At 38.8% G+C, this 26241-nt stretch carries 20 protein-coding genes and 1 pseudogene; 15 read left to right on the plus strand and 6 right to left on the minus strand.

The features are described 5' to 3' along the window. Nucleotides 1-367 precede the first annotated feature (367 nt). The 7 genes from AC2JBO_RS25105 to AC2JBO_RS25135 all read left to right on the plus strand — a co-directional run bounded on the left by AC2JBO_RS25105 (nt 368) and on the right by AC2JBO_RS25135 (nt 8679). A complete protein-coding gene (locus tag AC2JBO_RS25105) occupies nt 368-700 on the plus strand; it encodes a hypothetical protein (protein ID WP_496956360.1) in 333 nt (110 codons plus the stop codon). A 1235-nt stretch (nt 701-1935) separates the two neighbouring features. Further along, nucleotides 1936-4995 carry an ABC transporter transmembrane domain-containing protein gene (locus tag AC2JBO_RS25110; RefSeq protein WP_496956361.1) on the plus strand — a complete coding sequence of 1020 codons (3060 nt, stop codon included), beginning with the start codon at nt 1936-1938 and terminating at the stop codon, nt 4993-4995. Between the two features lie 8 nt (nt 4996-5003). Continuing rightward, nucleotides 5004-6545 carry a beta-barrel domain-containing protein gene (locus tag AC2JBO_RS25115; RefSeq protein WP_496956362.1) on the plus strand — a complete coding sequence of 514 codons (1542 nt, stop codon included), beginning with the start codon at nt 5004-5006 and terminating at the stop codon, nt 6543-6545. A gap of 48 nt (nt 6546-6593) precedes the next feature. Beyond that, complete coding sequence (locus AC2JBO_RS25120; RefSeq protein ID WP_496956363.1) at nt 6594-7370, plus strand: peptidylprolyl isomerase; 777 nt, start codon at nt 6594-6596, stop codon at nt 7368-7370. Nucleotides 7371-7669: 299 nt separating this feature from the next. Further along, nucleotides 7670-7906, plus strand: a complete 237-nt coding sequence (locus AC2JBO_RS25125; RefSeq protein WP_496956364.1) for a hypothetical protein — start codon at nt 7670-7672, stop codon at nt 7904-7906. Between the two features lie 167 nt (nt 7907-8073). After that, complete coding sequence (locus tag AC2JBO_RS25130) at nt 8074-8388, plus strand: hypothetical protein (RefSeq protein ID WP_496956365.1); 315 nt, start codon at nt 8074-8076, stop codon at nt 8386-8388. A gap of 96 nt (nt 8389-8484) precedes the next feature. Beyond that, nucleotides 8485-8679 carry a hypothetical protein gene (locus AC2JBO_RS25135; RefSeq protein WP_496956366.1) on the plus strand — a complete coding sequence of 65 codons (195 nt, stop codon included), beginning with the start codon at nt 8485-8487 and terminating at the stop codon, nt 8677-8679. Nucleotides 8680-8816: 137 nt separating this feature from the next. On the opposite strand, the gene AC2JBO_RS25140 is transcribed toward AC2JBO_RS25135, so the two are convergent. The 3 genes from AC2JBO_RS25140 to cobU form a co-directional block, all read right to left on the minus strand. Continuing rightward, on the minus strand, nt 8817-9695 hold the full coding sequence (locus AC2JBO_RS25140; RefSeq protein ID WP_496956367.1) for a hypothetical protein: 879 nt from the start codon (nt 9693-9695) through the stop codon (nt 8817-8819). A 449-nt stretch (nt 9696-10144) separates the two neighbouring features. Beyond that, the gene (locus tag AC2JBO_RS25145; protein WP_496956368.1) at nt 10145-10555 is read right to left on the minus strand and encodes a hypothetical protein; all 411 of its coding nucleotides are present in this window, start codon (nt 10553-10555) and stop codon (nt 10145-10147) included. A gap of 154 nt (nt 10556-10709) precedes the next feature. Then, nucleotides 10710-11246 carry a bifunctional adenosylcobinamide kinase/adenosylcobinamide-phosphate guanylyltransferase gene (gene cobU / locus AC2JBO_RS25150; RefSeq protein ID WP_496956369.1) on the minus strand — a complete coding sequence of 179 codons (537 nt, stop codon included), beginning with the start codon at nt 11244-11246 and terminating at the stop codon, nt 10710-10712. A 344-nt stretch (nt 11247-11590) separates the two neighbouring features. Here cobU and AC2JBO_RS25155 point away from each other — a divergent pair, with 344 nt between their 5' ends. From AC2JBO_RS25155 to hpsU, 4 genes are all read left to right on the plus strand, one after another. Further along, on the plus strand, nt 11591-12382 hold the full coding sequence (locus tag AC2JBO_RS25155) for a hypothetical protein (protein ID WP_496956379.1): 792 nt from the start codon (nt 11591-11593) through the stop codon (nt 12380-12382). Between the two features lie 173 nt (nt 12383-12555). Further along, nucleotides 12556-13497 carry a glycosyltransferase family 2 protein gene (locus AC2JBO_RS25160; RefSeq protein WP_496956370.1) on the plus strand — a complete coding sequence of 314 codons (942 nt, stop codon included), beginning with the start codon at nt 12556-12558 and terminating at the stop codon, nt 13495-13497. A gap of 40 nt (nt 13498-13537) precedes the next feature. Continuing rightward, nucleotides 13538-14497: a glycosyltransferase family 2 protein gene (locus AC2JBO_RS25165; protein WP_496956371.1), complete on the plus strand. Its 960-nt coding sequence runs from the start codon at nt 13538-13540 to the stop codon at nt 14495-14497. Beyond that, nucleotides 14497-15105 carry a hormogonium polysaccharide biosynthesis acetyltransferase HpsU gene (gene hpsU / locus AC2JBO_RS25170; RefSeq protein WP_496956372.1) on the plus strand — a complete coding sequence of 203 codons (609 nt, stop codon included), beginning with the start codon at nt 14497-14499 and terminating at the stop codon, nt 15103-15105. Before AC2JBO_RS25165 ends, hpsU begins: the two co-directional genes overlap by 1 nt. 50 nt (nt 15106-15155) lie before the next feature. On the opposite strand, the gene AC2JBO_RS25175 is transcribed toward hpsU, so the two are convergent. The 3 genes from AC2JBO_RS25175 to AC2JBO_RS25185 all read right to left on the minus strand — a co-directional run bounded on the left by AC2JBO_RS25175 (nt 15156) and on the right by AC2JBO_RS25185 (nt 21220). Then, complete coding sequence (locus tag AC2JBO_RS25175; RefSeq protein ID WP_496956373.1) at nt 15156-16208, minus strand: serine hydrolase; 1053 nt, start codon at nt 16206-16208, stop codon at nt 15156-15158. Between the two features lie 483 nt (nt 16209-16691). Continuing rightward, on the minus strand, nt 16692-19037 hold the full coding sequence (locus AC2JBO_RS25180) for an adenylate/guanylate cyclase domain-containing protein (RefSeq protein WP_496956374.1): 2346 nt from the start codon (nt 19035-19037) through the stop codon (nt 16692-16694). Nucleotides 19038-19216: 179 nt separating this feature from the next. Beyond that, complete coding sequence (locus AC2JBO_RS25185) at nt 19217-21220, minus strand: AAA-like domain-containing protein (protein WP_496956375.1); 2004 nt, start codon at nt 21218-21220, stop codon at nt 19217-19219. 484 nt (nt 21221-21704) lie between these two features. Between AC2JBO_RS25185 and AC2JBO_RS25190 the strand changes: the two genes are divergently transcribed. The 4 genes and pseudogenes from AC2JBO_RS25190 to AC2JBO_RS25205 all read left to right on the plus strand — a co-directional run bounded on the left by AC2JBO_RS25190 (nt 21705) and on the right by AC2JBO_RS25205 (nt 26178). After that, nucleotides 21705-23612, plus strand: a complete 1908-nt coding sequence (locus tag AC2JBO_RS25190; protein ID WP_496956376.1) for an ATP-binding protein — start codon at nt 21705-21707, stop codon at nt 23610-23612. An 819-nt stretch (nt 23613-24431) separates the two neighbouring features. Further along, a pseudogene (locus AC2JBO_RS25195) lies at nt 24432-24653 on the plus strand (HetP family heterocyst commitment protein); the annotation flags it as partial. 174 nt (nt 24654-24827) lie between these two features. Next, the gene (locus AC2JBO_RS25200) at nt 24828-25421 is read left to right on the plus strand and encodes a cytochrome b/b6 domain-containing protein (protein WP_496956377.1); all 594 of its coding nucleotides are present in this window, start codon (nt 24828-24830) and stop codon (nt 25419-25421) included. A 49-nt stretch (nt 25422-25470) separates the two neighbouring features. Continuing rightward, complete coding sequence (locus tag AC2JBO_RS25205; protein ID WP_496956378.1) at nt 25471-26178, plus strand: molybdopterin-dependent oxidoreductase; 708 nt, start codon at nt 25471-25473, stop codon at nt 26176-26178. Nucleotides 26179-26241: the final 63 nt, after the last annotated feature.

A 26241-nucleotide genomic window follows, 5' to 3' on the forward strand; every position in this document is an offset into this window, starting at 1 on the left:
AGACCCAGATAAGAATTAATAACGAGTTTTGACTTAATGAACATAACTTGATTTAGACCTACACGTAGCTAGTTTCAGTTGAGGTCTAAATTTTCAATTTAAACTAACCAATCACAATTGAAAAATAATATTCAACATCTTATAAAAATGTTATGACTTTACAAACTAATATTATTAATGATATTGTTTTATTAATAAATCGTAGCGGCGACTACTATACAATTTATAGAGTTGCACAAGCTGTATTAAGAGAGCATAATCACGGGTGCAATAGCTAAGGCTTTAATTTCTACCACATCTTGCAGTGCATCTCGAAATTGTCTACTTTGTCAATGCTTAAACTTTAGTTAATTCATAAAAGAGGCTCATGATGCTAATTAATGATTTGTCCTATTTAGAGAATACTCAAGAAAACGACTTAATTTTTGGTGGTGCTGATATATTCATAGCAGCTAATGCAACAGCTGGGGGAAACAATTCTCTTACTCTCACTGATGTAAACATTGATTCAACGACTAAGAAAAACGGTGTTTCTAAGGTAACCGGTACAGGATTAGCTCTTGCAATTGGTGAAGACCCTACAGCTGATACCGATTATGCTCTTGAAGGCTTTGATCGAGCGAACGTTAAAACTCGTTATCGAGGAGGAGATAACTATGCGATAGAGACTGTTAGGATCAAGGCGACTGATCGACCCTAACTGATAAAACTTTCAAGAAACCGGGAATATGAAGATAAATTAAGATTTTTTAGCACAGTCTCTCGCATATCCCCGGTTTCGTTCCATTTTGCCTGACAGCAACAAAATATACATGTTGTAGTACAAAATGACTTTACCCGCAATACAATTTTCTATAACTAGGGCTACGGTTTCGATACAAAACAAAATAGTTTTCATACATCAAATCAGCAACGCCGTAAATTATATAGGCAACCACAGCTAGAAGAATTGCTACTGGTATAACGCATGTATCATATATTCTGTTCAATATAAGCAATTTCCGTGTTTTAATGGCAAATCGGTGTAAAATTTATGTGAAGTTCATGTAAAGTCACGATAAAGATTATTATAAACCGTTTAAATTACTATAGTTTTCTGTAAGTATTTTTAAAGAAACAAATTATGTTTGTGCTGTTCCTTATCGTAGTTCATTCCAAGTAGTACCAACTATTGTAAACACTCATACAGCTATATAGCTAATTGGTGTTATAGGCAAATAGTTTCTATATTGGACATTTAATGAAAAAGTGTGTAGCTCATATAGTTTATAGACTTGGGGAAACTAAATTTATGAAAAACATAGCACTGCTTTGATCTGTACCTAGTTCGATAGCAGTAGATTTCAGAAGCTCATTATTTTGCCTGTAATTGTAAGGTTTTGTGTCTGATTCTAAAGCTAAGTTAAAAATGTAGTAAGAAATTAAAACATTTTGGAGCTTATTAAATTAAACTGAGGTCAATAACAAACCGGATATTTTCCCCCAGCAGCTCGAATTTCCAGGGGAAATACCCAAGTTTAGCTACTTATCACGTCGTCTTTAAAGTTAGCTTCACAAGGTAAGTGTTTACACTGCTTTCAAACTTGCCAGAGGTCGAAAGCAGCTAGCCGTAGTAAAGCCTTGTTAATGCTGTCAACATTAAAATAACTCTGTTGATTATGGCACTTTATTTGACTCAGAATCAAGTTTTGCGCGGCAAAGCTTTGATGCGCTTAGGCACTTACTTCGGTACTTATAGTTACGTAGCGTTATATTGGTGTTTAAGTCTTTTTATAGAAGACTTGTATTTGCCTTAGTACACAAATGTCTAGTGATTTACCGACTTGTATAGGTTTTATTTGCTTGTATCAGTAGCCTTGAAAATTACGGTGCCGTAGTTAGCAGGTTGTTGGTTACTCGCATTAGATATATACATTTGAACTATGGAGGTAAAAGGTGTCTTCGATATTTTCGGAGCAAGAACTTAGTCAAGTCATCATCAGTATTTTTGGCGAGCAGCTCTGTGCAAAAGAATTAGAAGCTTGTTTAAGCGCAGTAGAAATTATCAAACCGCCGCCAGCAAAGCTATTTTGGCAAAAGTTTACTACTAGTAGTGGTATTTATATCGTGCTTGTGGGTAAAGTACGCATATTGGATGCAGCAGACAACTTGATAGTTACGCTTCATTCATATGCAACTTTTGGTGAGGCAACGCTGTTTAACGCTCCTTCGTTCCATGATTACAGCGCCAGGTCTTCAGATGATTTGCAGCTTGCTTTTCTGAACGCAAGAGTAGTGCAAGATTTGATGGATACGTATCCCAAGATTTACGAACGCATTGTCTCGCGCGCTGAACTATTAGATTTTGCGCTTTCATATTGCAGTAATTCATCCTACGATTCGGCATCAATGCCAGGAATGTTAAAGGCATTTTCGCTATCACAACGGCATGAGTTCAATGTTGGTCTACTAGCTTCGGATCTATTAACTCCGGGGCAGATATGGCTGATTCAAAGCGGTGAACTGCAAAGTGCAAATGACGCAAAACTAACTGCTGGAGACCTGACTGCCGTAAAATCTAAATTCGATTGGTATGTGACTCAAAAAGCAGTTGTTTACGTATTGAAAAAATCGCACTTAAAACAAGCAATTCAATATTGGTCACATCTAGGAACTCTCTTAGACATACAATCTCACCAAACAACGAAGACGCGCGCGTTAACGAAACCGAAAATCGAGAAACTTGGTGATACAGGCAAAGTAATACCCTTTAAGGCGCGCGACTCCTCACCGCAGCCAAAAAAACAGCGTCCCTACTTTCCTAGTCCCAAAGTCAAAGCAGGACATTGGTGGGGAAAGCTAACTGCTCATTATCCATTTTTGGCACAGCAAAGTTCTTCTGACTGTGGAGCAGCTTGTATAGCAATGATTGCTCGTTACTGGGGTAAGAATTTTAGTTTAAATCGTTTACGGGAAATGGCGGATGTCAACCGTAGTGGTGCTTCTTTACATGCGCTAGCGATGGTAGGTGAAAACCTTGGTTTTACAACCCGACCTGTAAAAGCGAGTCTAGATAAATTTGCCGAACAAACACTACCAGCAATTGCCCATTGGGAAGGCAAACATTTTGTTGTCGTTTACAAAATTACCAAAAACCGTGTAATAATCGCCGACCCTGCCATTGGACAGCGCAGTATTACACATAAAGAATTTAATAGTGGATGGACTGGTTACGGGTTACTGCTGCAACCTACAGCAGAACTCAAAAAAACCGAAGATTCAAAGACAGAGTTATGGCAGTTTTCTGATTTGGTGAAACCCCACTCAAAAGTGTTGTTGGAAGTATTTGCAGCTTCCGTTTTGATTCAAGTGTTTGGGCTAATTACACCTGTTTTCACTCAACTTTTACTCGACCGTGTAATTACCCAAGGTAGTACTATTACCCTCAATGCCATAGTTGCCGGGTTGTTCCTATTTGGATTTGCCACCATTTTTATTAACAGTATTAGACAGTATTTATTAGCACATACAGCTAATAGAGTATCAGTAGCATTACTAGTTGGATTTGTTAAGCATACCTTCCGTTTACCCTTATCATTCTTTGAGTCGCGCTTTGTTGGTGATATTGTATCGCGCGTTCAAGAGAACGAGAAAATAAATCGTTTCTTGACGGGTGAAGCGTTATCAATCATTCTCGATTTACTTACAGTTGTAGTGTATGCAGGAATGATGTTTTGGTATAATGCGCAGATGGCAATGTTCGCGCTCTTGATTGTGCCCCCATTTTTTATACTAGCTTTTGCCACAACTAGCTTGCTGCAACGAGTATCAAGAGAAATATTTAATACCGGAGTAGAGGAGAACAGCTATTTAATTGAATCATTAACTGGTATACGTTCGGTGCGCTCGATGGCTATTGAGCAAACAGTGCGCTGGCGTTGGGAAGAGTTATTAAATAAATTTGTTAAGAAAAACTTTTCGGCGCAAATTATCGGTATCCGCTTGCAAGCTATAAGTGCCAGCATTGAAACAATTGCACAAGTCGGTTTATTATGGTTCGGCGCCATCTTGGTAATTCAAAATCAACTTTCCATCGGTCAGCTAATAGCTTTCAATATGCTCTTTGGCAATGTTATACGTCCTTTCCAGCGATTATCAGTAGTTTGGAATCAGCTACAAGAAATCTTTATTTCGGTTGAAAGACTCAATGACGTTCTCCAAGCCCAACCGGAGGAAGATTTAGAAAAATCACCTCGTCTAACGCTTCCTAACTTACGCGGTGGCATTCGATTCGAGTGTGTCACTTTCCGTTATCATCCCGAAAGCGAAGTAAATGTTCTAGAAAATGTTAGCTTCGATATTAAACCTGAACAGACAGTTGCTGTCGTTGGTAGAAGCGGCTCAGGAAAGACTACTCTCTCCAAATTAATTCTAGGTTTATACCCACCTACAGAAGGAAAAGTACTAATTGATGGGCGTGACATTACTGGTCTCTCACTCCGCGCGCTTCGGCAACAAATTGGTGTAGTTGACCAAGATAGTTTTTTATTTGGTGGCACAATCCGCGAAAACATTAGTGTCGCACATCCAGAAGCAACTCTTGAAGACATTATCGCAGCCGCAAAACTCGCCGGCGCCGACGAATTTATACAGCAACTTCCAATGGGTTATGAAACCCAAATCGGCGAAGGTGGTGGCTTGCTCTCTGGAGGACAGCGCCAACGTTTGACCATAGCGCGCGCATTAATTGGTAATCCGCGTCTAATAATTTTCGATGAAGCTACGAGCCACCTAGACTCTGAATCGGAGCGAATAATTCAAAACAACCTCAAAACCATCCTAGCTGGACGTAGCAGTTTAATAATTGCCCATCGTCTCTCCACAATTCGTAATGCCGACATGATTATAGTTTTAGACCGGGGTGTTTTAGTCGAAAGCGGAACTCATGAGGAACTAATCAATAAAAAAGGTCATTACTACTACCTCAGCCAACAACAATTCGCACAAGCTAGTTAATCACCGCCATGCCGAATCCATCTCGCAATCCATTACCTGCTACTTTTCAGGAACGAGATAACTATCAAAATTCCCAATTATCACCAGTCGCAGAACCCAATGAAACCCAAACCGACACCGAAAATGATTTATTCTACGCAACAGAAGAACTACTCGATGCACTACCGAGAGTATGGAGTCGTTCTGTACTTTACTTTCTAATTGGCTTCAGCGCACTAGTTATACCTTGGTCAATGCTTGCCAAAGTTGACGAAATAGGTAGCGCGAGAGGACGCATTGAACCCAAAGGAGCAACGCAAAAGCTAGACGCTGAAGTTGGAGGCAGCGTCAAAGCCGTAAAAGTAAAAGAAGGTGATACCGTTAGAACTGGACAACTTTTATTGGAACTTGATTCAAATATTCTAAATGCCGAACTCAAAGAAACAGAAGCCAAGCTCGCCGGACTACAAAATCAAAAATCGCAACTTAGTATACTCGCAAAACAAATGCAGTTGGCAACAGATGTCCTTCACCAGCAAAACCAATTCCAATCATTAGAAAAAATCTCGCAAATAAACCAAGCAAAGCGGGACTTGTTAACTAAACAAAATACCTATAACTTACAAAAAGTAGAGAAACAGGCAATAGTCAATCAGGTACAGCAGCAAATTAATACTGCTCGTAATGATGAAAAATCGGCTCAGAGTCGGTTAGAGATAGACACCAAGCAAGTCAAACGCTTTAATCAACTCGTCGCTTCGGGAGCAGTATCGACCATGCAAATCGACCAACTCCGCAAAGAAGAACAAGAAAGCCAGCGTCTACATCTAAAAGCGCAATCTGACATCAAGCAAGCAGAATCACGATTAGCTGAAGAAAAGAGCCGTTATCAAACGACTACCAGCCAGTTAGAATCTGATATCGAACAAGCAAAACTCCGACTACAAGAAGAACAAAATAGTCATCAGAGCTTGTTGCAGAACGGAAAACTGGCAATTCTCAAAAACCAACAACAGTTAAAAGACCTGCAAACCCAAATAACACAAAACCAATCACAAATAGGGCAAATTATTAGCCGCATTACAGGTTTGAGGCTGCAAATGCAACAGCGAGTAGTACGGGCGCCAATTGACGGCACAATTTTTGCTTTACCTGTTTCTAAACCTGGTGCAGTCGTGCAACCGGGACAAATGGTAGTGGAAATTGCTCCTAAAAACGCAGGCTTTATACTCAAAGCCAAAATTCCTAACAGTCAAAGTGGATTTTTGAAAGTTGGCAATCAAGTCAAACTCAAATTTGATGCTTACCCATTTCAAGATTATGGTATAGCCACAGGAAAGGTTACATGGATATCGCCAAATTCCAAGATTGAGCAAACACCTCAAGGCAACCTCGTAAATTATGAACTGCGAATTGCTTTAGATAAACCTTATATCCAATCTGGTGACAAAAAGATTGAGATTACACCCGGTCAAACCGCAACTGCGGAAATCATTATCCGTCAGCGTCGTGTAATTGATTTCGTTCTTGACCCCTTCAAAAAGCTACAAAAAAACGGCTTAGAAGTTTAAGGATTTTGGATTTTCCTTCGGACATGAATAGATTTTGGATTATTGAATATGAAGCAAGAACTGTATATCTCTGGCGCCGATATCATGCGTCACCTAAAACTTTCCTACCAACTACGTAATGCACTGAATGCAATAGCATCGCAAAACATCATTGTTCAAACTGCTTTTTCTGCTGATATTGTTGTTACAGCAGAGGAAATTCAGGAAGCAAGCAATCAATTTCGTCTAAAGAACAATTTAGTCAAAGCCAGCGACACCTTCGCATGGTTAAAAAAGCATTATCTTGGCACCGAAGATTTCGAGGAAATTCTTGAGCAGCAAATCTTGGCTTCTAAACTAGCCAAACATCTATTTGCTGATAAAGTAGAAGCTTTCTTCTATCAAAATCAATACGATTATGAAAGTGCTGTTATCTACGAAGTCATTCTTGATGATAAAGATTTGGCGTTAGAAGTCTTTTACGCAGTCCAAGAAAACGAAACCACTTTCTTTGAAGTCGCCAAAAAATATATTCCTGACCAAGAATTGCAACGTACAGGAGGTTATCGTGGTATCTGCTATCGCCGAGATTTTCGTCCCGAAATAGGCGCCGCTATTTTTGCCGCTCATCCACAACAAATTCTTAAACCTATATCAACACCTCAAGGAATTCATTTAATCTGGGTCGAAGAAATCATTTCACCCAAATTAGATGCAAATCGCCAAATTGAAATTCAACAGATGCTTTTTCAAAACTGGCTGTCTTCTCAAGTCAATAACTTACTAATTACAACTGAGCATGAACAAAACCAAACTTATAATAATTTAGTAGAAACATCAAACTAAATTTTATAAATCTACTATTTTAATAGTATTGTCATGAACCCATTTGTAGATATTTAAATGGAAATTATGTGATATTTACTGATTTATCTCATGTTAATAATTTACAAAATAATAGGAATAAGAAGGACGATAAATATTATTGCAATTGTGTACGTCAATAATAGGAAAAAACTATATAAATATACTTGCACCTAAAGATTTATAGTGATACATTAAAAATGTGACTGAAACAAAAATAGACTTCGGCACACCTGTAATTCTCAGATAAATATTGTTATTCAATCTCAGGAGAACCCATCATGATTATCAAAGATTTGTCTCACATCGAAGTTGCTAGCCAAGCTCAAAACATCCAAGGTGGCGGTGGTAGAAAGTCTGATAAGTTTATCCCCATTGCTATAGCTGATGCATATGCAGATGCATATGCAAAAGGCATAAAAGTTGCTACTACCTATACTGAAACTACCACTGCCACCAATACTGTAGGTTATGCTTATGCTTCCTCTAGCAGTTCTTCTAGCTCTAGCTCTAACTAAGCAGCGGAATTTCTCTATAATTGTTTAGAACTTCTAAGTAACCAAGCTTGCTGCAAACCTGAATTTAAGGTTTTAGAAGAAGTTTTAACACTTTTCAAAATTGCTAAAAATCGCTGAAGGTATTTAATATCTTTGGCGATAATTATGTCTTATCAAGGGACAAACACATGCATCGAATCACAATTGATGACCTTAGTTTTTGTGTAGTGGAAACCGCTAACGCTAGTCAAGTTTGTGGTGGCGGACGCACAAATACAGTTTATTCTGGAACTGGAAAAGCCGCCTGGTCTTCTAGCTATGACACCGCTGTTGGCGTAACTTCTGAGTCGGGCTACACTGTTGATAAGAAAAAAGGCATTATAAATGCCTCCGTTGGTGCCTCCGTTGCTGCTGCCGTTGGTGCCTCCATTGCTGCTGTCGTTTCTGATGGAGAGCAATATGTAAGTACGCAAGCAAGTGCAAAAGTATCACTTGCTGGCTAACTTTACATTAGCTTAGTTTTTACGGCTATTGATAAGAGCATATAACAACCTGCTCAAATCAATAGCTTTTTAATTATTTCGTAGAAGGTCAAAACTATGACACAACAACGAGTTATAACTAAACGTTTCATTTCATTAGATGGCAAAGTAATTGCAGAAGCGAAAAGTATAGTCAGTACATCTGATACAAATGATAGTCAAGTCAGCCAATCAGTTACAATTCACGTTGATCAAAATGGTGCAGTTAGCTCAAAGTCTGTAAGCGTTAGCACTAGTTCAAAAATGGATTAAATCTTTTTACACAAATATTTTAATTTATAAAAAATTGTGTGAATCACATAAATGTAGAGACGCGTTCACGTAGTGTCCCGCAGGGAATATATCGCGTCTTTTCTGTTGATATATCACATCTCCACAAGTTGCAATCATTACAAATCCTTTAGCGTCGATTTACGCTTGAATTTCGCTACTATAATTATCACTCCTCCAGCAATAGCTAAACCAATATGATTGGTATTTTCTGGAACTCCAACAGCTGCGCGATTCGATTTGAACTCAACCAAAGTTAAACTTGTCTCAGAATCAAACACTCGTGAATAGCGTCCGCTAACATCAGTTTGAGCAAATTCTTTATCGCTACCAAAAGAGTTTTTTGTTATCGCATTTGCTAACGAAAAGTTTCCAGCATTTTTGTAAGTGATAAAGTCTCCATTATCTGGAGTTGCAATTCTACCCTCTAAAGAAAATGAGTCTAAAAGACTACCATCTTTATCGTTATATAACATCAACGAAACTAAACCTTTAGAGACAGCACTCTCTTCTACAGGATTATCAATTGAAGTCAACAGATGTAAAAAACCATTATAGTCAAAAGAAAGTGTGCCACCTTCAGGAACTAAAAAATTATATCCAATTACTCCAGCAATACTTTCAGCATAAGCAACATCATCCGCGCGCTCACCAGTCGCTTTGCTAAAAGAAGTGTTATTCGCAAATGTCTTTTCAGGATTATCAGATTTCGTAAACTTTGCCTCCGCATCAGCATTAGCCGTGGCGCCACCAATACCACTTGGACTAATCGCTTCTGTAATAGTGTCTGCGCTAGTGGAAATACCTACTGGGTTAATACTGAAATTCTGTAGTTGAAACTTTGCTTCTGAAGATGCCAAAGTTGCAGCTTGGGCAGGTACATGATTTATTAGCGTTGCAATTGCAGGAGTTGCTAAAAGTAAAAAATGTTTTATTAACCCTAAATATTTTGACATTCGATTGTCCCAACTAATTGTTAGATAAATTACAGTAGTCAAACTCAAATAACTGCCTCATGTATAAGGCAGTCTGTAAATCGCGAATAACGGCATAAAGTTTGATGTGTATTTTAATACTAAATTAAACTACGCGCAATCTTTACAGTTTTACATGTCATGGCTGAAAACCTTGCTGGCTATGAATACATACATTGCTGCATTACCTACTAGGTAATAAACCTAGCTGGTAGATGTGCTGATATAACTATATTAATATCGTAACCGTATTATTATGTAAGATTTGTATAAAAATATTCGTTAGTATTTTAAACCAATATGAAATTTCTAGAAATAATACTAGGCTATTATAAACAAGTTTTTAATTTGTCTTGAGTAAATATACTGATTTTGCCTCTCCTAATTAGGAATAGCACGAAAAAAGGCAGAGGACTTATATATATAGTCCTCTGCCTTCCATTTATGAGTGATAACACTTTAAATCATCTATGCTAATTCTTCGTCAATCGATTACGAATACTCAAAAGCTTCTCCTGACTATTAACAGGACCTCGTGGCGCTGGTATTTCGCTGTTAGGCCAAGTTGCTAAATCAAAACAAGGACAAGCAATTGCTGGCATTCCGATATGTCTCATTGGAACTGGCATATTGCAGCGCGCGCAAGATTCAATATCCCATTCAGGTCGTAGAAGTTCAGCAATTGTTTCGTGCGTACCCTCAAGGTGACAATTGGTCGCCATCTCAACAACCTTCTGCCAACACTCTTCAAACTCTAGACTATACCCATTTCCCGCAAAAATCTGTCGGGGCAGCAAGGTTGCCGTTCCGTTATCAATAACAATACCTTTACCCAGCTGAAACCAGTAAGCTAGATATTTTTTAACTTCTGCTGTTGTTGCCATCACTCCATTATAAATTTTAAGTATCAGACACAATATCCATAATCATAAATAAAGGCTTAAGATTATACACCAAACTTTAGTCAGAACCCACTCCTAACTCAGCACTCAGCACTCAGCACTCAGCACTCAGCACTCAGCACTCAGCACTCAGCACTCAGCACTCAATTCTCATTCCTAATTTGGTGAGATCAAGAGCATATCCACCCGTCACCAAATAAACTGTCTCAGAAATTTTACCCAGGCGCCGCACTAAATTACCCAAACGGTCGCGAAACTTCCTACCTATTGGATACGCAGGTACTACTCCCCACCCTGTTTCTTCAGCGACAAAAATTATATCAGCAGCAACTAGCTCCACAGTACTTAAAAGTTCCTGCACAATATCATCCCACTCCAAATCTTCCTGTTCAAGTAAATTTGCGACCCAGGTTCCCAGCGAATCTACTAAAATACATGTTCGTGGCTTTACATCACCTAGCGCACGTGACAAAGCAATCGGCACTTCTAAAGTTACCCAGTTTTGAGGGCGCCTACTTACGTGTTTTTGAATCCGCTCAAGCCACTCTTGGTCATTAGCATCCCGATTTGCCGTCGCTACATATATAACGTTGCTGAATTTGCAAGCAAGCTTCTCAGCCCATTCGCTTTTTCCTGAACGTGCTGGACCAGTAACTAATATAACTTTACTCAAAATTACATTCCTAGTATATTTGACTATATAAGTTAAAATCAACTCAAAACTTAAAATGTTTTACTAAAATATTTTACTAAAAAATTTGAAAATATTTTTTGTACGGATAGTATTTTGGCGCCAAAATAATTTTTAATAGAAAAAATGACCATCCGTATTTTCGTTTATAAAATAAATCTACATAGGTTAAAGCTTTATCAGGGTTATTTGCAGTGGAAACTGGGTAATTCTCCAATACGGTGTTTATATGGATTACGTTCTATGTGTGTTCCACTCAAGTTGATGGTGATTTTGTACTAGTAATTCTACTCCCGCGCGATATTTTATCAACACAGGAAATTCTTATGAAAGCAGGCGTAAAACGTATTGAGACAACTTTACACAACCTAGTTCCGCCAAGCACTGGACAATCTCAAGCTTCGGCATCAACATTACCTGCGCTATCTTTTGAAATAAACACTGGCGCCAGGTACTCTGAAACACAACCATCAGAACAACAAAAGCGTGAAATTACTGAAAATACACCAAATATACATACAGATATTCTAAATACACACGAGCCAGTACAAACTTTTTCATTACAAGACAATGAGTTCAAGGCGCCTGACTTACCAAAATTCAAAACTCCAACCTTTACCAGTCATCGTAACGGCGCCAATCCTGCACTAGCGAATAATCTAATTTCAGAAATTCAGCAAATAGTAACTGGTTGGGAAATAGAGTTAAAAACAATCGTGCGTCAAATCCAAGATGTATATATCGAAGGTCCCATTGTCAACGGCTGGTTAGAGTCACAGTCAGTACAACCGACTGAAGCGACAATTGGAACCGCAGCACTACGTCACGCCGAAGTAGACCGTTTAATGGACTATGTTGAAGAAATTTGCGCTACACACACATCAGGCACAAAGTCAAAAGCATCAACACGCACCGGATACCGTTTATGTGGGTTAGATGCTGCGGGTAAAGTATGGAGTCGCAACTGCCCACCCGAACAAGTCGCCAGTGTGAGCATGGCTATCGCGCGCTACCAAAAACTACGTCACCTTTTAGAACGCAAACAGTATTTAGAAAATCGTCTCTCTCAATTGTCAGAAACCCTTGTAATATTACATGGACATCTACAGTCTCAGTAGAATCTAAGCATATAAATAAAGAATTTGAATTTTTTCCGAAAAAACTCGGTTGGTAAGCTTCAGAATTTTGGTATAGATTAGCATCATCAGCACAAATAGCGAGACGACATGTGGGGATGTGTATCGCATTCTTATTTCGTTCATTGGCTGGTGACATTAACATTACATCTCTTATGTCTGAAACGCTTATCTCAGCCATCATCTGTACTCACAACCGAGACACCTACTTGGGCGCCGCGATTGATAGCCTACTGGCACAACAAACAGCCATTGGTTTTGAAGTCGTGGTCGTAGATAATGGGTCAACCGACAGTACTCGGCAATGCGTTGAACAGCGACTTGATGATAAACGCCTGCGTTACGTATTTGAACCAATCCTTGGTTTATCAGTTGCACGTAACACAGGTGCCTCACAATCAAGCGGCAGTATCCTAGCATACTTAGATGATGATGCTGAGGCTAGTGTTTCATGGTTAGAAACTTTGTACACCGCCTTTGAAACTAATCAAAAATTAGCCATAGCAGGCGGCAAAGTTACGCTCATTTATCCGCAAGGACAGGAGGTGCCAAATTGGTTATCTCCTGGTTTAGCGGCTAACTTAGGCGCATACGATTTAGGTGATAAAACTATATATATAGATAATCCTGGTTTAACTCCAAGAGGATTAAATTATGCCATTCGTCGCAGTTTCTTGGAGGAAATAGGAGGTTTTGACACAAATCTTGGTCGTATCGGCAAAAAATTATTGTCAAACGAAGAACTACAGATGACCGAACTTGCAATTGAAAAAGGTTGGCAAGTAGCATATCTTCCCGATGCACTAGCAGCACACAACGTACAAACCGAACGTCTCCAGCGCAGTTGGTTTTTTAATCGTGGTTGGTGGCAAGGCATTAGCGAGTGTTATCGTGAACAGTTAGCAGGCAAGGCAGGCATTGGACAGTTACAACGTGGCAGCGAGCGATTTATACGTGGCTTATATAAATCAGTGCAATATATATCCGACCCAGCCGAACGCTTCGATAAGCTTGTATACGCCTACGGTCAGATTGGTTATTTAAACGCAGCCCTCCAAGGTCTTATCAAGGTCTTCTATCAAAAAAAAATTAGTTAATTACTCCAATTAATCAAAATTCGTCAATAAAATAGATATTATGTCTAATAAAGTACCTGTTTCCGTCATTATCCCGGCTAAAAACGAGGAAGCAAATTTACCCGCTTGTCTCGCCAGCTTACAACGCGCGGATGAAATATTTCTAGTCGATTCGCAAAGCACAGATAGAAGTGCGGAAATAGCTAAAAGTTACGGCGCCAACGTCGTCCAATTCCACTTCAACGGACGCTGGCCTAAAAAGAAAAATTGGTCTTTAGATAATTTACCATTCCGCAACGAGTGGATATTAATAGTAGATTGCGATGAACGCATCACCCCAGAACTTTGGGACGAAATTGCTGCATCCATCCAAAATACCGAACAAAATTCTGGATGTGATGGTTACTATCTCAACCGTCGCGTATTCTTCCTAGGTAAATGGATTCGGCACGGTGGTAAATACCCCGACTGGAACCTGCGTTTATTTAAGCATAAACTCGGACGCTATGAAAACCTAGGCACCGAAGAAATCCGCAACACAGGCGATAACGAAGTTCACGAACATGTCATTCTACCAGGTAAAATAGGATACCTTAAATATGACATGCTTCATGAAGATTTTCGTGACTTGTTCCATTGGTTAGAAAGACATAACCGTTACTCAAACTGGGAAGCGCGCGTTTACTACAATATTCTCACAGGTCAAGATAAAGACGGTACTATTAGCGCCAATTTGTTTGGTGATGCAGTTCAACGTAAACGTTTCTTAAAAAAAATCTGGGTAAGACTACCATTCAAACCCTTACTACGCTTTATTTTGTTCTATATTATTCAACGTGGTTTTCTCGACGGCAAAGCAGGTTACATATACGGGCGCTTACTAAGTCAATACGAATACCAAATTGGTGTCAAACTCTACGAACTAAGCAACTGTAACGGTCAGTTGAACACCGCAAAAAAGACAGCAAAAGCAACCCCAAAATTTCAACCTAAACAAGAAGCAGAACAAACAGCCGTATAATGATTAGCGAAATAAGAAACCTAAGCGTAGATGTAACAGAACCATCCATGGACTTAAGTAAATATGACCAATCTTGGTTCGACCGAGGGCGGCCAAACTGGTACATATTATTATGGTGGTTTGTACAAGCTATTACATTTCCCCTAACTCCTCACCCATTAAATAGCTTGCGTTGTTCAATACTGCGATTATTCGGCGCCCGCATTGGTAAAAAAGTTCTAATTCGACCAACAGCACGCTTTACATATCCTTGGAAAGTTACAATCGGCGATTATAGCTGGGTTGGCGACGACGTAGTTTTTTACAGCTTAGACCAAATTAATATCGGTAATCACTGCGTCATCTCGCAAAAGAGTTATTTATGTACAGGCAGTCACGACATGAAAGACCCAGCATTCGGACTAAAAACTGCCCCTATTACTATTAACAACTGCGCCTGGGTTGCAGCCGACTGCTTTATTGCACCTGGCGTAGATATTGGTGCAAATGCAGTTATTGGCGCCCGTAGCAGTGTTTTTGCGAACATGCCCCCTGGACAAGTTTGTGTGGGTAGTCCTTGCCGTCCCAGACACCCACGTATAAAAACTCCTAACTCTTCAGGTGCGTAACACTACTAGTTCATTAGTTCTATTTTGCGATTGTTATGGCGTTACGCACCCTACTTCCGTGTAATTACAGGTTGGTCAAGGTATTCATACACCATACGTGAAACTCGACGTACAAATTCTCGACCGCGCTCATCATCGTGAGGTCTACGCACGAAAAAACCAGCAAGGTAATGGCGCCCCGAAGGCATTTCCACAATACCCGCATCTCCAACTAAAAACCCAATATCTCCAGTTTTATGAGCAATTAATCCCCCTTTACCAACACCTGCTGCCAATAATTTATTGTTATGGCAATGACGCATAATATCTAACACTTGCAGATGGCTTGCATCTGAAATCAGCTTATGATTTTCAATTAAAGCAGACAAACGTACTAAATCTTTCGCACTAGTCGTATTAGTACCTTTAAAATCACCTAACATATTACGAATCACCGTGCTTTGCAATCCCCAAGCACGAAATCTTTGATTGAGTTTGGCTTTTCCACCCAAACGGTCAATAATCATGTTAGTTGCAGTATTGTCGCTGATGGAAATCATCATTTTCGCTGTTTCCAAAACACTCAAACGACTACCAACTGGCTTTTCTTGCAACGTTCCAGACCCACCAGCTACTAAGTCACGACGCATAACTAAAGTTTCGTTGAGATTAACTCGACCAGCGTCAACTTCTTCAAATAGCGCAACTAAAACTGGGTATTTAATCGTACTCGCAGCTGGAAATACCTTCTCACCATTGATATCTAAATAATTTCCCGTTTGCAAGTCGAGGAAAAACATCCCCGGAGAAAGAAACTTGTAATGTGTCATCAGCGTCTGAACTTGAGATTTTAGACCTGACATTTCCTTACCGAGAGGCACCACTCCAGCAAACAACGAGCTATTGCTACCGTTAACAGGATTATTTTGCAAAGAAGGAATATCAGGAACAGTACGAACAGAAGGAGCAACAAATTTTATGCCAGGTATAGCTATTTCTTGATTCGGAATATCAGCTATATAACTTTGATTTGCTGTACTTTTATTCGTTACCGTATTGGCACTTGCTTTTGGAGATAAAAAAGTAAGACTTATAAGACCAAGTAAAAACCAGCGTAACTGCATTGGCGCCTATTAGTAAATGTATTAGATTAACTTGCACTCTCGTTCAGCACTTTCCAGGTCTACCCGGATACAAATAGACTCAAGATAGACTTACAACTATTTAACATAGGGTTTAGCTATGTAAAGTTTTTCCAATATACCACATACAAAAATATTGCCAATAGTAATCTACAATACACAAATCACCACACTTTGACTCAAATTTAATAGTAAGTGAGGTGCCCGCCACACCTACAACTTGCTTCTTTTTTCTTCCTTTGCGCCCTTCGCGTTCTTTGCGGTTCGTTTTTCTCCAGAATTACTCTTCTTACCTCTTGCTTTGTGTCCTTTGTGTCTTTGTGGTTTATTCCTCTTCCTCTGTTTACTCTGTGCCCCTGTGGTAAAAAAAACGCATTGCACAGGCGAGGACACCTATGCTACAACACCCCAAATTTAATGTTTGTAACCAATTTATCCGTTACATCCGTGTTCATCCGTTACCAGTTAATCACGTTTACCAACTAACAAATAAGTAGGCATCTTACCTTTACCTTTGACCTCAATATCACCGCGCGCTTCAAAAATAAATTTCTCCCGTAAAATATTATACGTAGCTTGAGATACTTGTATTCTACCAATCAAGCCGTGTGATTCCATACGACTAGCAATATTAACCGTATCTCCCCATAAGTCATAAGCAAATTTTTTGACACCAATTACACCAGCAACAACAGCACCACTGTGAATACCAATACGAATGTTGAAGTTTTGCTTGTTATCAGTATTAAAAGCTTTGATTGCTTTTTGCATATCGAGTGCCATACAAGCTATCGCATGAGCATGGTCTAGGCGCCGCTTTGGTAAACCTCCGACCACCATATACGCATCACCGATAGTTTTGATTTTTTCTAACCCATAACGTTCACTAATGTAGTCAAAAGCCGAGAAAATCTTATTAAGCAAATTGACAAGCTGAATCGCACTTAACTGTGATGATATTTGAGTAAAACCAACTATATCCGCAAATAAAACCGATACATCTGTAAAATCTTCCGCAATGTTACCTGGTTGTTTCTTCAGGCGATTAGCAATCGTTTCAGGTAAAATATTTAACAATAACCTTTCAGTTTGTTCCTGCTGCTGACGAAGCGCAGTTTCCGTAGCAATTCTCTGTGTAATGTTGCGAAAAATACCGCGCATTGCTATCGGCTTATTATCAACAAATTTACAGTTAATATTACCTTCTAAAATTATTTTTTCATCCTTCGTTGTTAAAAAAGCTGTTTGCACAACCCCTATTTCCTCACCTGCCATAATTCTGCAAAAAATAGTACGACATTGCTGTCGATACTCAGGATGAATAATATCAAATAGATTTAAATTACTAATATCACCATCGTATCCCAAAGTCTCACGCCAAGCACGATTTACATATATAAACCTTCCACTCTGAGTTACTGACTGTATCAAATCATTGGCATTTTCAAACAAATCACGGTAACGTTCCTCACTTTCTAAAAGTGCCTCCTCAGCGTGCTTACGCTTAATATACTCAGCAATTTGATTGCCAATCGATACCAGTATTTGCAATAAATCAACATCAGGTGTCTGTACGTCGCGACTAAAAAAAGTTATGACTCCAAAGATGTGATTATCATCTAAGATAGGAAAACCAAATGCACCTCGTAAAAGCGCAATTTTTGCTGCTTCTGCTAAGACATCAGTCTCGTCAGTTACATCCCTTATCCATAACGGAGAACGCATTTTCCAAATTCGACCCGGTAAACCCATACCACTTGTATACGTTGTCTGCCAACTAAGTAATTTAAACGAGCGTACAGCTACAGTACGTGAAGACCACACTTCTACACATCTAAGAACCGGATGGGAGCAAGATTCTGATATCGGCGCCGTGATATACTGACTAGGTGTCCACAATTGTCCCAAATCCCATCCTAAATTTTCACAAATTGTCTGGATTATTTTCGGAATCGTAATTTCAATACTTGCTGACTCTGATAAAATCCGCGTCACAGCAAACTGTGTACTATTGTACTGCTGTCTACGTTGTCGAACTGTAATATCTCTACCTACATAAACAATATCTTCTAAACCTTCGATTCTTTTCTTAATCACCGAACACGAAAAAGCTACTAATATTTTTTCTTTGGCTTTAGTTCGACAACTTACTTCTATACTCTGAAAATACTTATCAAACAAATAACGCTGCTGAATTGCCTGCTGCAATAACTGATTATCATAAATTAATACTGAAATTGGTTGCCCTAACATCTCAGCTTCGCTATAACCAAATAACTCAGTTGCCGCTCTGTTAACTCTCTTGATATTTCCAGATTTTGTTGTCACTATCAACGCATCCGCCATCGAAGTGATAACTTTATCCATGTAGTTTTTGTACGATGTCAAAACACTCGATAACAAGCTTGTTTCGTTCAAGTGTTGCGATAACCTTTGCTGAACCAGCATTTGACTAGTCACATCTTCAATCAAAACAATTAAACGTTCTGATCTACTTTCATCCTTATCGCATAGTATATATATATCAACATACAAGTCAAATTCATTTTCATGATATCGATGAATTCCTTCAATCTCAAATAATTCTTCGTTGCCTTGTAATATTGATCGTAATACATCTTCTAAGCCAATAAATTCTGGGAAACCTTGCCGAACATCTTGACCCAATATAACCTCATCGGGGTTTTGGGCAAATCTTTCTACTGAAACTGATTTATCGATAATCGAAAAACTGGTATCTAGCACTAAACGTTCAAATTTACGTGGCGCCTGATATTTATTAAAAATTCGGTCGAGTACCTGGTATTTCATTGTGGCACGAGAACAATTAGAGTTATCTCTCAAAAATGTACTTTCTTCTATTTCTGAGCATTTTTGCACCACTGATGACTCTAACCTAAAACTAATTTGAGTAGTTTTATTGAGAAAGCTAATAAATGTAGACTTGTCAAATAGGAAACTAGAAATCAAACAAAAGTTAAGCTTATATCCTAACCAAAAACTACTTTATCGCGTCCTCGGCGTTTTGCTAAATTTAATGCTTTTTCGGCAGCCACGATAATGCTACCAGGTTCAATTTCTATTTTTGGTACAATGCTCGCAACTCCAATACTAACGGTAAGAACATTCGCTGGAAGTCCTCCTATCCCCGGATAATCACACAATATTTCGAGTTGTTTAATTAAAACGCGGATTTTTTCGGCAATACCCACTGCTGTAACAGCATCTACACGACTAAGAATAGCAAATTCCTCACCACTATACCGCGCGACTAATACCGACTTATGACCCGGAAGGATGTTTGCGGCATTTAACGTGTCTAAATTATAATTTTCACCCATACTGTTACTATTATCAACTAATTTATTAACCACATTCTGGATAACTTTGGCAATCTGACGTAAGCAGTCATCACCAGCCGATTCTCCGTAGGTTTTATTGTAAATTTTAAAGTAGTCAATATCACATATCATCAATGATAACGGCATTGCTTCGCTAAGTGTAGCTTTCTCACTGTCGCTAGTGTAACGCTGCCATTCGATTTGTAGGTAAGTATTGAAGTAGCGACGAGTGGCAAGCTGCGTTAGTTCATCAACACTCGAACGAAAACGCAACTGCTGGTTTTCACGTTCCAGCGCTTCAACACGACTAACGCTTATTTTTTGACTAAAATCGAACTGAGACAAAAAGTAAAGTCTAAATAACTCACACGAAGTTACCGCACGCTCACCTGACAAATTTACTAATCCTAAACTTTGTAATCGCTGTCCCACAAGTGGTTCTAACTTCACCGGAGTTTTGGAACTAATTACTTCATAGAAACCTGCTGCAAGTTCAGGTTGTTGACGTAACAACAATAAATACTGCCGCAAAAACGCATCATAAATTCCAGACCCAGTTGGCGCCTCTTGCAATAACTTCTGTAAATTTCCAGATAAACCTCCTTTTCCAACCAAGTAGTATAGCGCAAGCCTTACTAAGTAAGGATGTCCCCCCACTAGTGCCATTAAACTCTCGACTTCTACTCCACTATCCCAATTTAAACCGTGTAACTTCGCTAAATGCTTTATCTGTTGACAGGTAAATAATGGTAAGTCAATTGGTAAACCTATACTAAATGGCAAGTCCGTTAAGCGCCGAGGCATGATAATTTCATTTGAATGTGTCAGCACCAAACGCAGTTTTTGCCAAACAGTACTTTGCTTCGCTTGCTCGTACCACGAACGCAATAACGGCAAGAAATCCGTCGCTATTTCCGTATACTCCAGTAGTATATCAAGCTCATTCAATACCAATACTATAGGATTTTTCAGCTTGGCAAGCAAATAATCCTGAAAATAAATCGAGCAGCTAATTTTGCTACCTATATCTTTATCCCAATAATTATCTAGCTCTGAACAAATTCCTAACTCTCGACTAACATTCGCACAAAACCAACGCAATAATTTATCTATATTGACAAAAATCGCTATATCTGCTTGCTGAAAATCCAAATTTACAGTCTCGTAACCCAGAGAGTTAGCGTGTGCCAAAACTCTCAGCGTTAGCGAACTTTTACCCATTTTTTTCGGCGCTTTTATACATATGGCGCCTCCTAATTCCGCAATTTCCGCACAAGCAATTTCCTCCATTGGCGGACGATAAATATAAAATTGTGAATCAAGTGATACAGGCCCATTTGGAAATTCTAACGATGTCGGTGTGGTCAAACGACTAAACTCAGTAATAATTTGATACTGTTTCCTATTGAGCGCACGCGGTTCTAGCAATTGGCGGAAATTCGATTTATGAATTGGTTCAAGCCATAAATCACTCAACAATTGCCACAAAGAGGAAGCAACTTTTCTAACTCGTTCTTCACCGTAGTGCGCTTCTAATGCTATACTTGTATAAGTTTTACCTTCCCATGAAGAACGCAACACAAGTTCTTGAAGTGGAGTTAAACCATTCGGAAAGCTTGCTTTGACTAGCAGTAAGACTTCTTCAATTGTCATCAGTCCTCAAGGTCAGATTCATTAATTGTGTTTTTGTAAAATTTTTATCTATAGCCTCAAACAAAAGCTGAGTATTTATGTAGCTGTGGCTTATTGATACAAATCACGTGTTCATTCAATAAACTACAGCAGGCCATTGACTTTTTTGCAATTTCATGAAGCATTTATCATGACTGCATTACGGATGTTTATGAAGCTAGCCGAACGAGTAAATTAATAGGTTTAATGTAAATATATATACATCATTTTGGCATTAGTTCCAACCAATGCGCCAATAAAGTGTAGTCATTCTTTGGCGAAGCGTGTACTTTGGGTAATGAAATTGGTTACATTTGTCCGTTTACGTTTTGAGCGCAAGAGTCCACGATTATTTATGGTCATTCATGCCATTATTCAGTTAACAAGTTAACGAATTGTTAACTTTTCAGCAATGCCTGTAAGTCTAAACGTCAGGGTGCTAAGACCGCGTAGAGCTACAAGATACTTGAACCATCGTACAGCAGCTATGCACACCGAAGAACCTGCCACCCATCATTTTCTCTCTGCTGAATCTTTACAAGAGGAGCAGCTGCTATCGCAACAGACGTTAAAAAACAGCCAGCAGTTGTTAATGTCGTTAAAAATTGCGTTATCGAATACCTGTTTAGGTTTGTGGGAGTGGAATTTAGTTTCGTCTTTCCTTACCTTCGACTCTTGTTCCGAGCGGATTCTTGGCTATAAGCCAAATGAGCTTTCTAACTGTAAAACATTTGAAAAACTTATACATTCCCATGATGTCTCAAGAGTTATTCAAAAAAGACACCAATATTTGCTAGGAAACCCTACTTCAAGTTACGAAGTCGAATTTAGAATTTTGAGTAAGTCGGGTTGGAAGTGGATTATCGAGCGCGCGGTCGTGTTACTGCATGATCATGAGAGTCGCGCTTGTGTGATTGGAACCTATCAAGATGTTACAGAGCTTCATTCTTCTCAATCGCGCGATGTATTACTGCAACGAGTTACTCAGCTTATTAATAGCTCCGACTTATCAGAACTCGAAACTACTTTGTCTAATATTGCTTCCGAGATACACCAATGTTTTGATACGACTTCAGTTGTTATTCATCGCGCTAACGGTGATAATACTACAATTGCCTCGGATTTAGAACTATTATCCTCTTTTGGCTCAAATTATACCACTTCGGACTTAACTTCTACTAGTTTCACCGTCCCTATCTTAATACATAACGAAGCTACCACAAGCGGCGACACTACAAAAGAACGTATTTTTTGGGGAACCTTAAGCGTTTTTGACACTCTTGATAAACGAACCTACTTACAATCACAAATCAATACCCTCAAACTCATTGCGCTCTTAGTTAGTAACGCAGTTCAACAAGCTCAACTCATACACTCCCTACAAACTCAAAATGACGCGCGTTCTGCTGTCGAAGCACAAGCAAACGAAAGATTAGAACAAATCGAGCTTCAAAACTCCTATCTTGCACAAATTCAAAAACAACTGCTCAAGAAAGAAAAAATTGCCACCCTCGGAGAACTAATCATAGATTTAGTCAAAGAAATCTATAACCCTGTTGAATTTATAAACGATACTCTCTTCCCTACTAGCCAGTATGCCGAAGATTTAATCCAACTGCTCGAACATTACGAACGTTGTCACCCTATACCCAAAGGAGCATTCCCCCCTTTTCTTCAATCTCTTGACCTCAACTTCATCAAAACTGACTTTATTAGACTATTGTGGTCGCTACGAGCAGGTTCGGAGCAACTTCAAAAAACAGTTTCCGCACTGCACAACTTTTCACACGATGACGCTCATACAAGGAAAACTGATTTAAATGCAGCACTTTCAGGCGCCATCACAATTTTACAGCATCGCCTTAAACAACAACCAAATCGACCTGGAATTGAAGTAATTAAGCAATTTGGAGATATTCCACTCGTCGAATGTCTACCAGGTGAGTTAAATCAGGTTTTCATATCCCTGATTACAAATGCAATCGAAGCTTTGGAAGAACGGCTTAAGTACGACCATTCGTTCATGCCTCAGATTTGCATTAACACGGAAATAGTGCAAAGTCATTTATCATTAATCAGTAGTACTGACGTTGTAGCGATTGATAGGCAAAAGAAAGTCCTAATACATATATCAGATAACGGTAAAGGAATTCTTCCGCATATCCAACGACGAATGTTTGAGCCTTTCTTTACAACCAAACCATTTGGGAAAGGTACTGGACTTGGACTGGCAATCAGTAGACAGATAATCGAAGAAAATCATCGAGGTAAACTTCGCTGCAATTCTCAATTAGGTTACGGCACAGAGTTTTTGATTGAGATCAGTACTAAGCATAAGCATTACGCCGATCTTATAAAACGTGCGAGCTTTTAGAGCAAGTTTGAGCGAACTTTTACTTCGTAGCTCTCAATTTAGCTAACTGCTAAACTACAAATTTTCACAATATTCCCACAATACTCATATTAACCATAAATCAATACTATCTAAAAGAGGGTTTTAACCCCTTTTTTTATGGAAATTAATTGACACAAATTCAAATTTTCAATTAATTGAAGTAGCATGATATTTGCTGCTAAATTCAATAAATTTACCTTAACTCTCTATACTCCGTCATGACTACTTTTTAATATTCCATATGACAGAATCTAAAGTGCATATACATTTTCGCTTGATAATACATCATTTTCGTCTATGTTGCAAATAATGCAATTTTTGCAAGTGACTTACATACAGCCATATGTATTGTTTGTAATAATATATTTGTATGGCAAATACATCACTATTTAGTATATTCCTCATGTAAATTGTATAAATTGTCTTTTTTGAAAATTAAGTAATTGAAACTTTTAATGTTTTGTGGACTTGAAATTTTCAAACAAGTGTTCAAATGGTTATGATTCAACTATTGCAGGCTCATATCAATGTTTTTATTTTACTCTGATTTTGCTTACTGTGTGTCAAATGTATACGTTTACAGGATACACAATACAATTAAGTAGGTGTTCAAAATTAATTCGTGGAGCCGTATTCATCTTCAGTATTTATATTGAAGATAAAAATCACAGCGGCTACAAGTTTATCAAAACTTCATAAATGTTTCACAGTTTTTTTAAAAAAGTATGAAACAGGGATGCAACGAATATATACACTGTGAAATGAGATAAAAATGTTCCCTATAATCAAAAACACAATAGTCGTGAAATTGAGTTATTAAAAGCCATGAATAAAAAGCAGATTGAAGAGATTATCAAGGCGATTATCGCTGGAAAGTATTCTTGGGCTTGTGTGCTTATCCTGCGTTTTAATGGGTATGACCCCCTGCATTACATTCCTTATCGTACATACATACGATTACTCAAAGAAAACTATCAAATCGATAGATCAAGTTCAAGTTTAACTAATAGTGGCACTTGAGTCACAAAGTAACTTTCAAGTCTTGAACACCTGACATTTAACAAAAACATAAGTAAAAAATTTGTTGACCTTACCCCATCCAAATTCAAGTTGGGGTAAGGTCATTTTTCTAGTGTCCGTTGTACCCTGTTAAGATTTGATAAGTACTTTTGACTCTTAAGGTGTAACAGATTAATGACTACTCTGCCGAAACTACAGAAGATTCCAAAAATAGCCGTAGCGGCAAAAGTATTCCATTGGGTAAACATCGTTAGTTTATTGACAATGCTTACTAGTGGACTGCAAATCTATAATGCCAACCCAGTATTTGGAGGACGCGCGGGGTTGCATATCCCTCCAATCTTCGCGTTAGGAGGTTGGTTAGCTGGTGGTAGACATTGGCACTTTGCTGCTATGTGGGTCTTTTCTCTCAACTTACTGTGGTATGGAGTTTATGTTTTGGTAACTCAACGCTGGCGCCATCGCTATGTCGGCGCTAATGATATCAAAGCCTTACAAAAAAGTCAAAATCCAAAACGGTTAGCATTTGCTTGGCATCGTATAGCTTATACAAGTATTATTCCTATCCTACTGTTTGCGATATTTACTGGCATTGGCATGTACAAACCTGCTCAATTTCCGTGGATAGTAGATTTTTTTGGGAGTTGGCAAGCTTTACGTATAGTTCATTTTGCTACTGTACCACTCGTGATTATTTTCGCTTTAGTTCATTCGTATTTAGCCCGGAAAGTTGGCGGTACAGAATTCACCGAATCAATGTTTTGGTAAACTCGCAGGCGTTTATTATAGATATGAGTAGTGTAAAACAATAAAACAGTTGACACATTTAACACGTCGTCATTTTTTAACTTTATCAGGATTATCCGGCACCAATCTACTTTTGAGCGGTTGCGGTTCCCCATTGTTTGAAGATGTAGCAGGTAAAATCTCCGAACCGCTCAATCAAAAAGTCGAATCATTTATTTTTGATTTGAAAGCGCAAAAGCTTGTCCCTGAATTCTCACTGTCTCAAATCGACAATAAAGCACTAATCGTCAATACCTTTCGAGATACACCAATTATCGATGTCGAAAAATATCGCTTGGTTATAGATGGAGACGTAAACAACCCTCTCGCACTGAGTATGGCGGAGATACAAAATTTACCTTTAACTTCGATGATTATTCGCCACGTGTGTGTTGAAGGTTGGGCTGCTATAGTGCAATGGGCTGGTGTACGAATGCGTGACCTTGTTGCTTTAGCACAACCCAAGCAAACTGTCAAATACGCATATTTTATATCTGGAGACGGGTATTATTCAAGTTGGGATATAGCTTCTGCTGTACACCCACAAACACTATTAGCGTATCAAAAAAACGGTGAACCGTTGCCTGTAGATAATGGGGCGCCTTTACGGTTAGCGTCACCAGTCAAACTTGGCTATAAGCAAAGTAAATGGGTAACTCGAATTAGTTTAGTCAGTAATTTACAAAGCAACAAAGGGTACTGGGAAGACCAAGGTTATGAATGGTTTGCAGGACTTTGAGAGTGCTGAGTGCTGAGTGCTGAGTGCTGAGTGCTGAGTGCTGAGTGCTGAGTGCTGAGTGCT

This window comes from Calothrix sp. CBUCES-K 9914 (assembly GCF_059640475.1).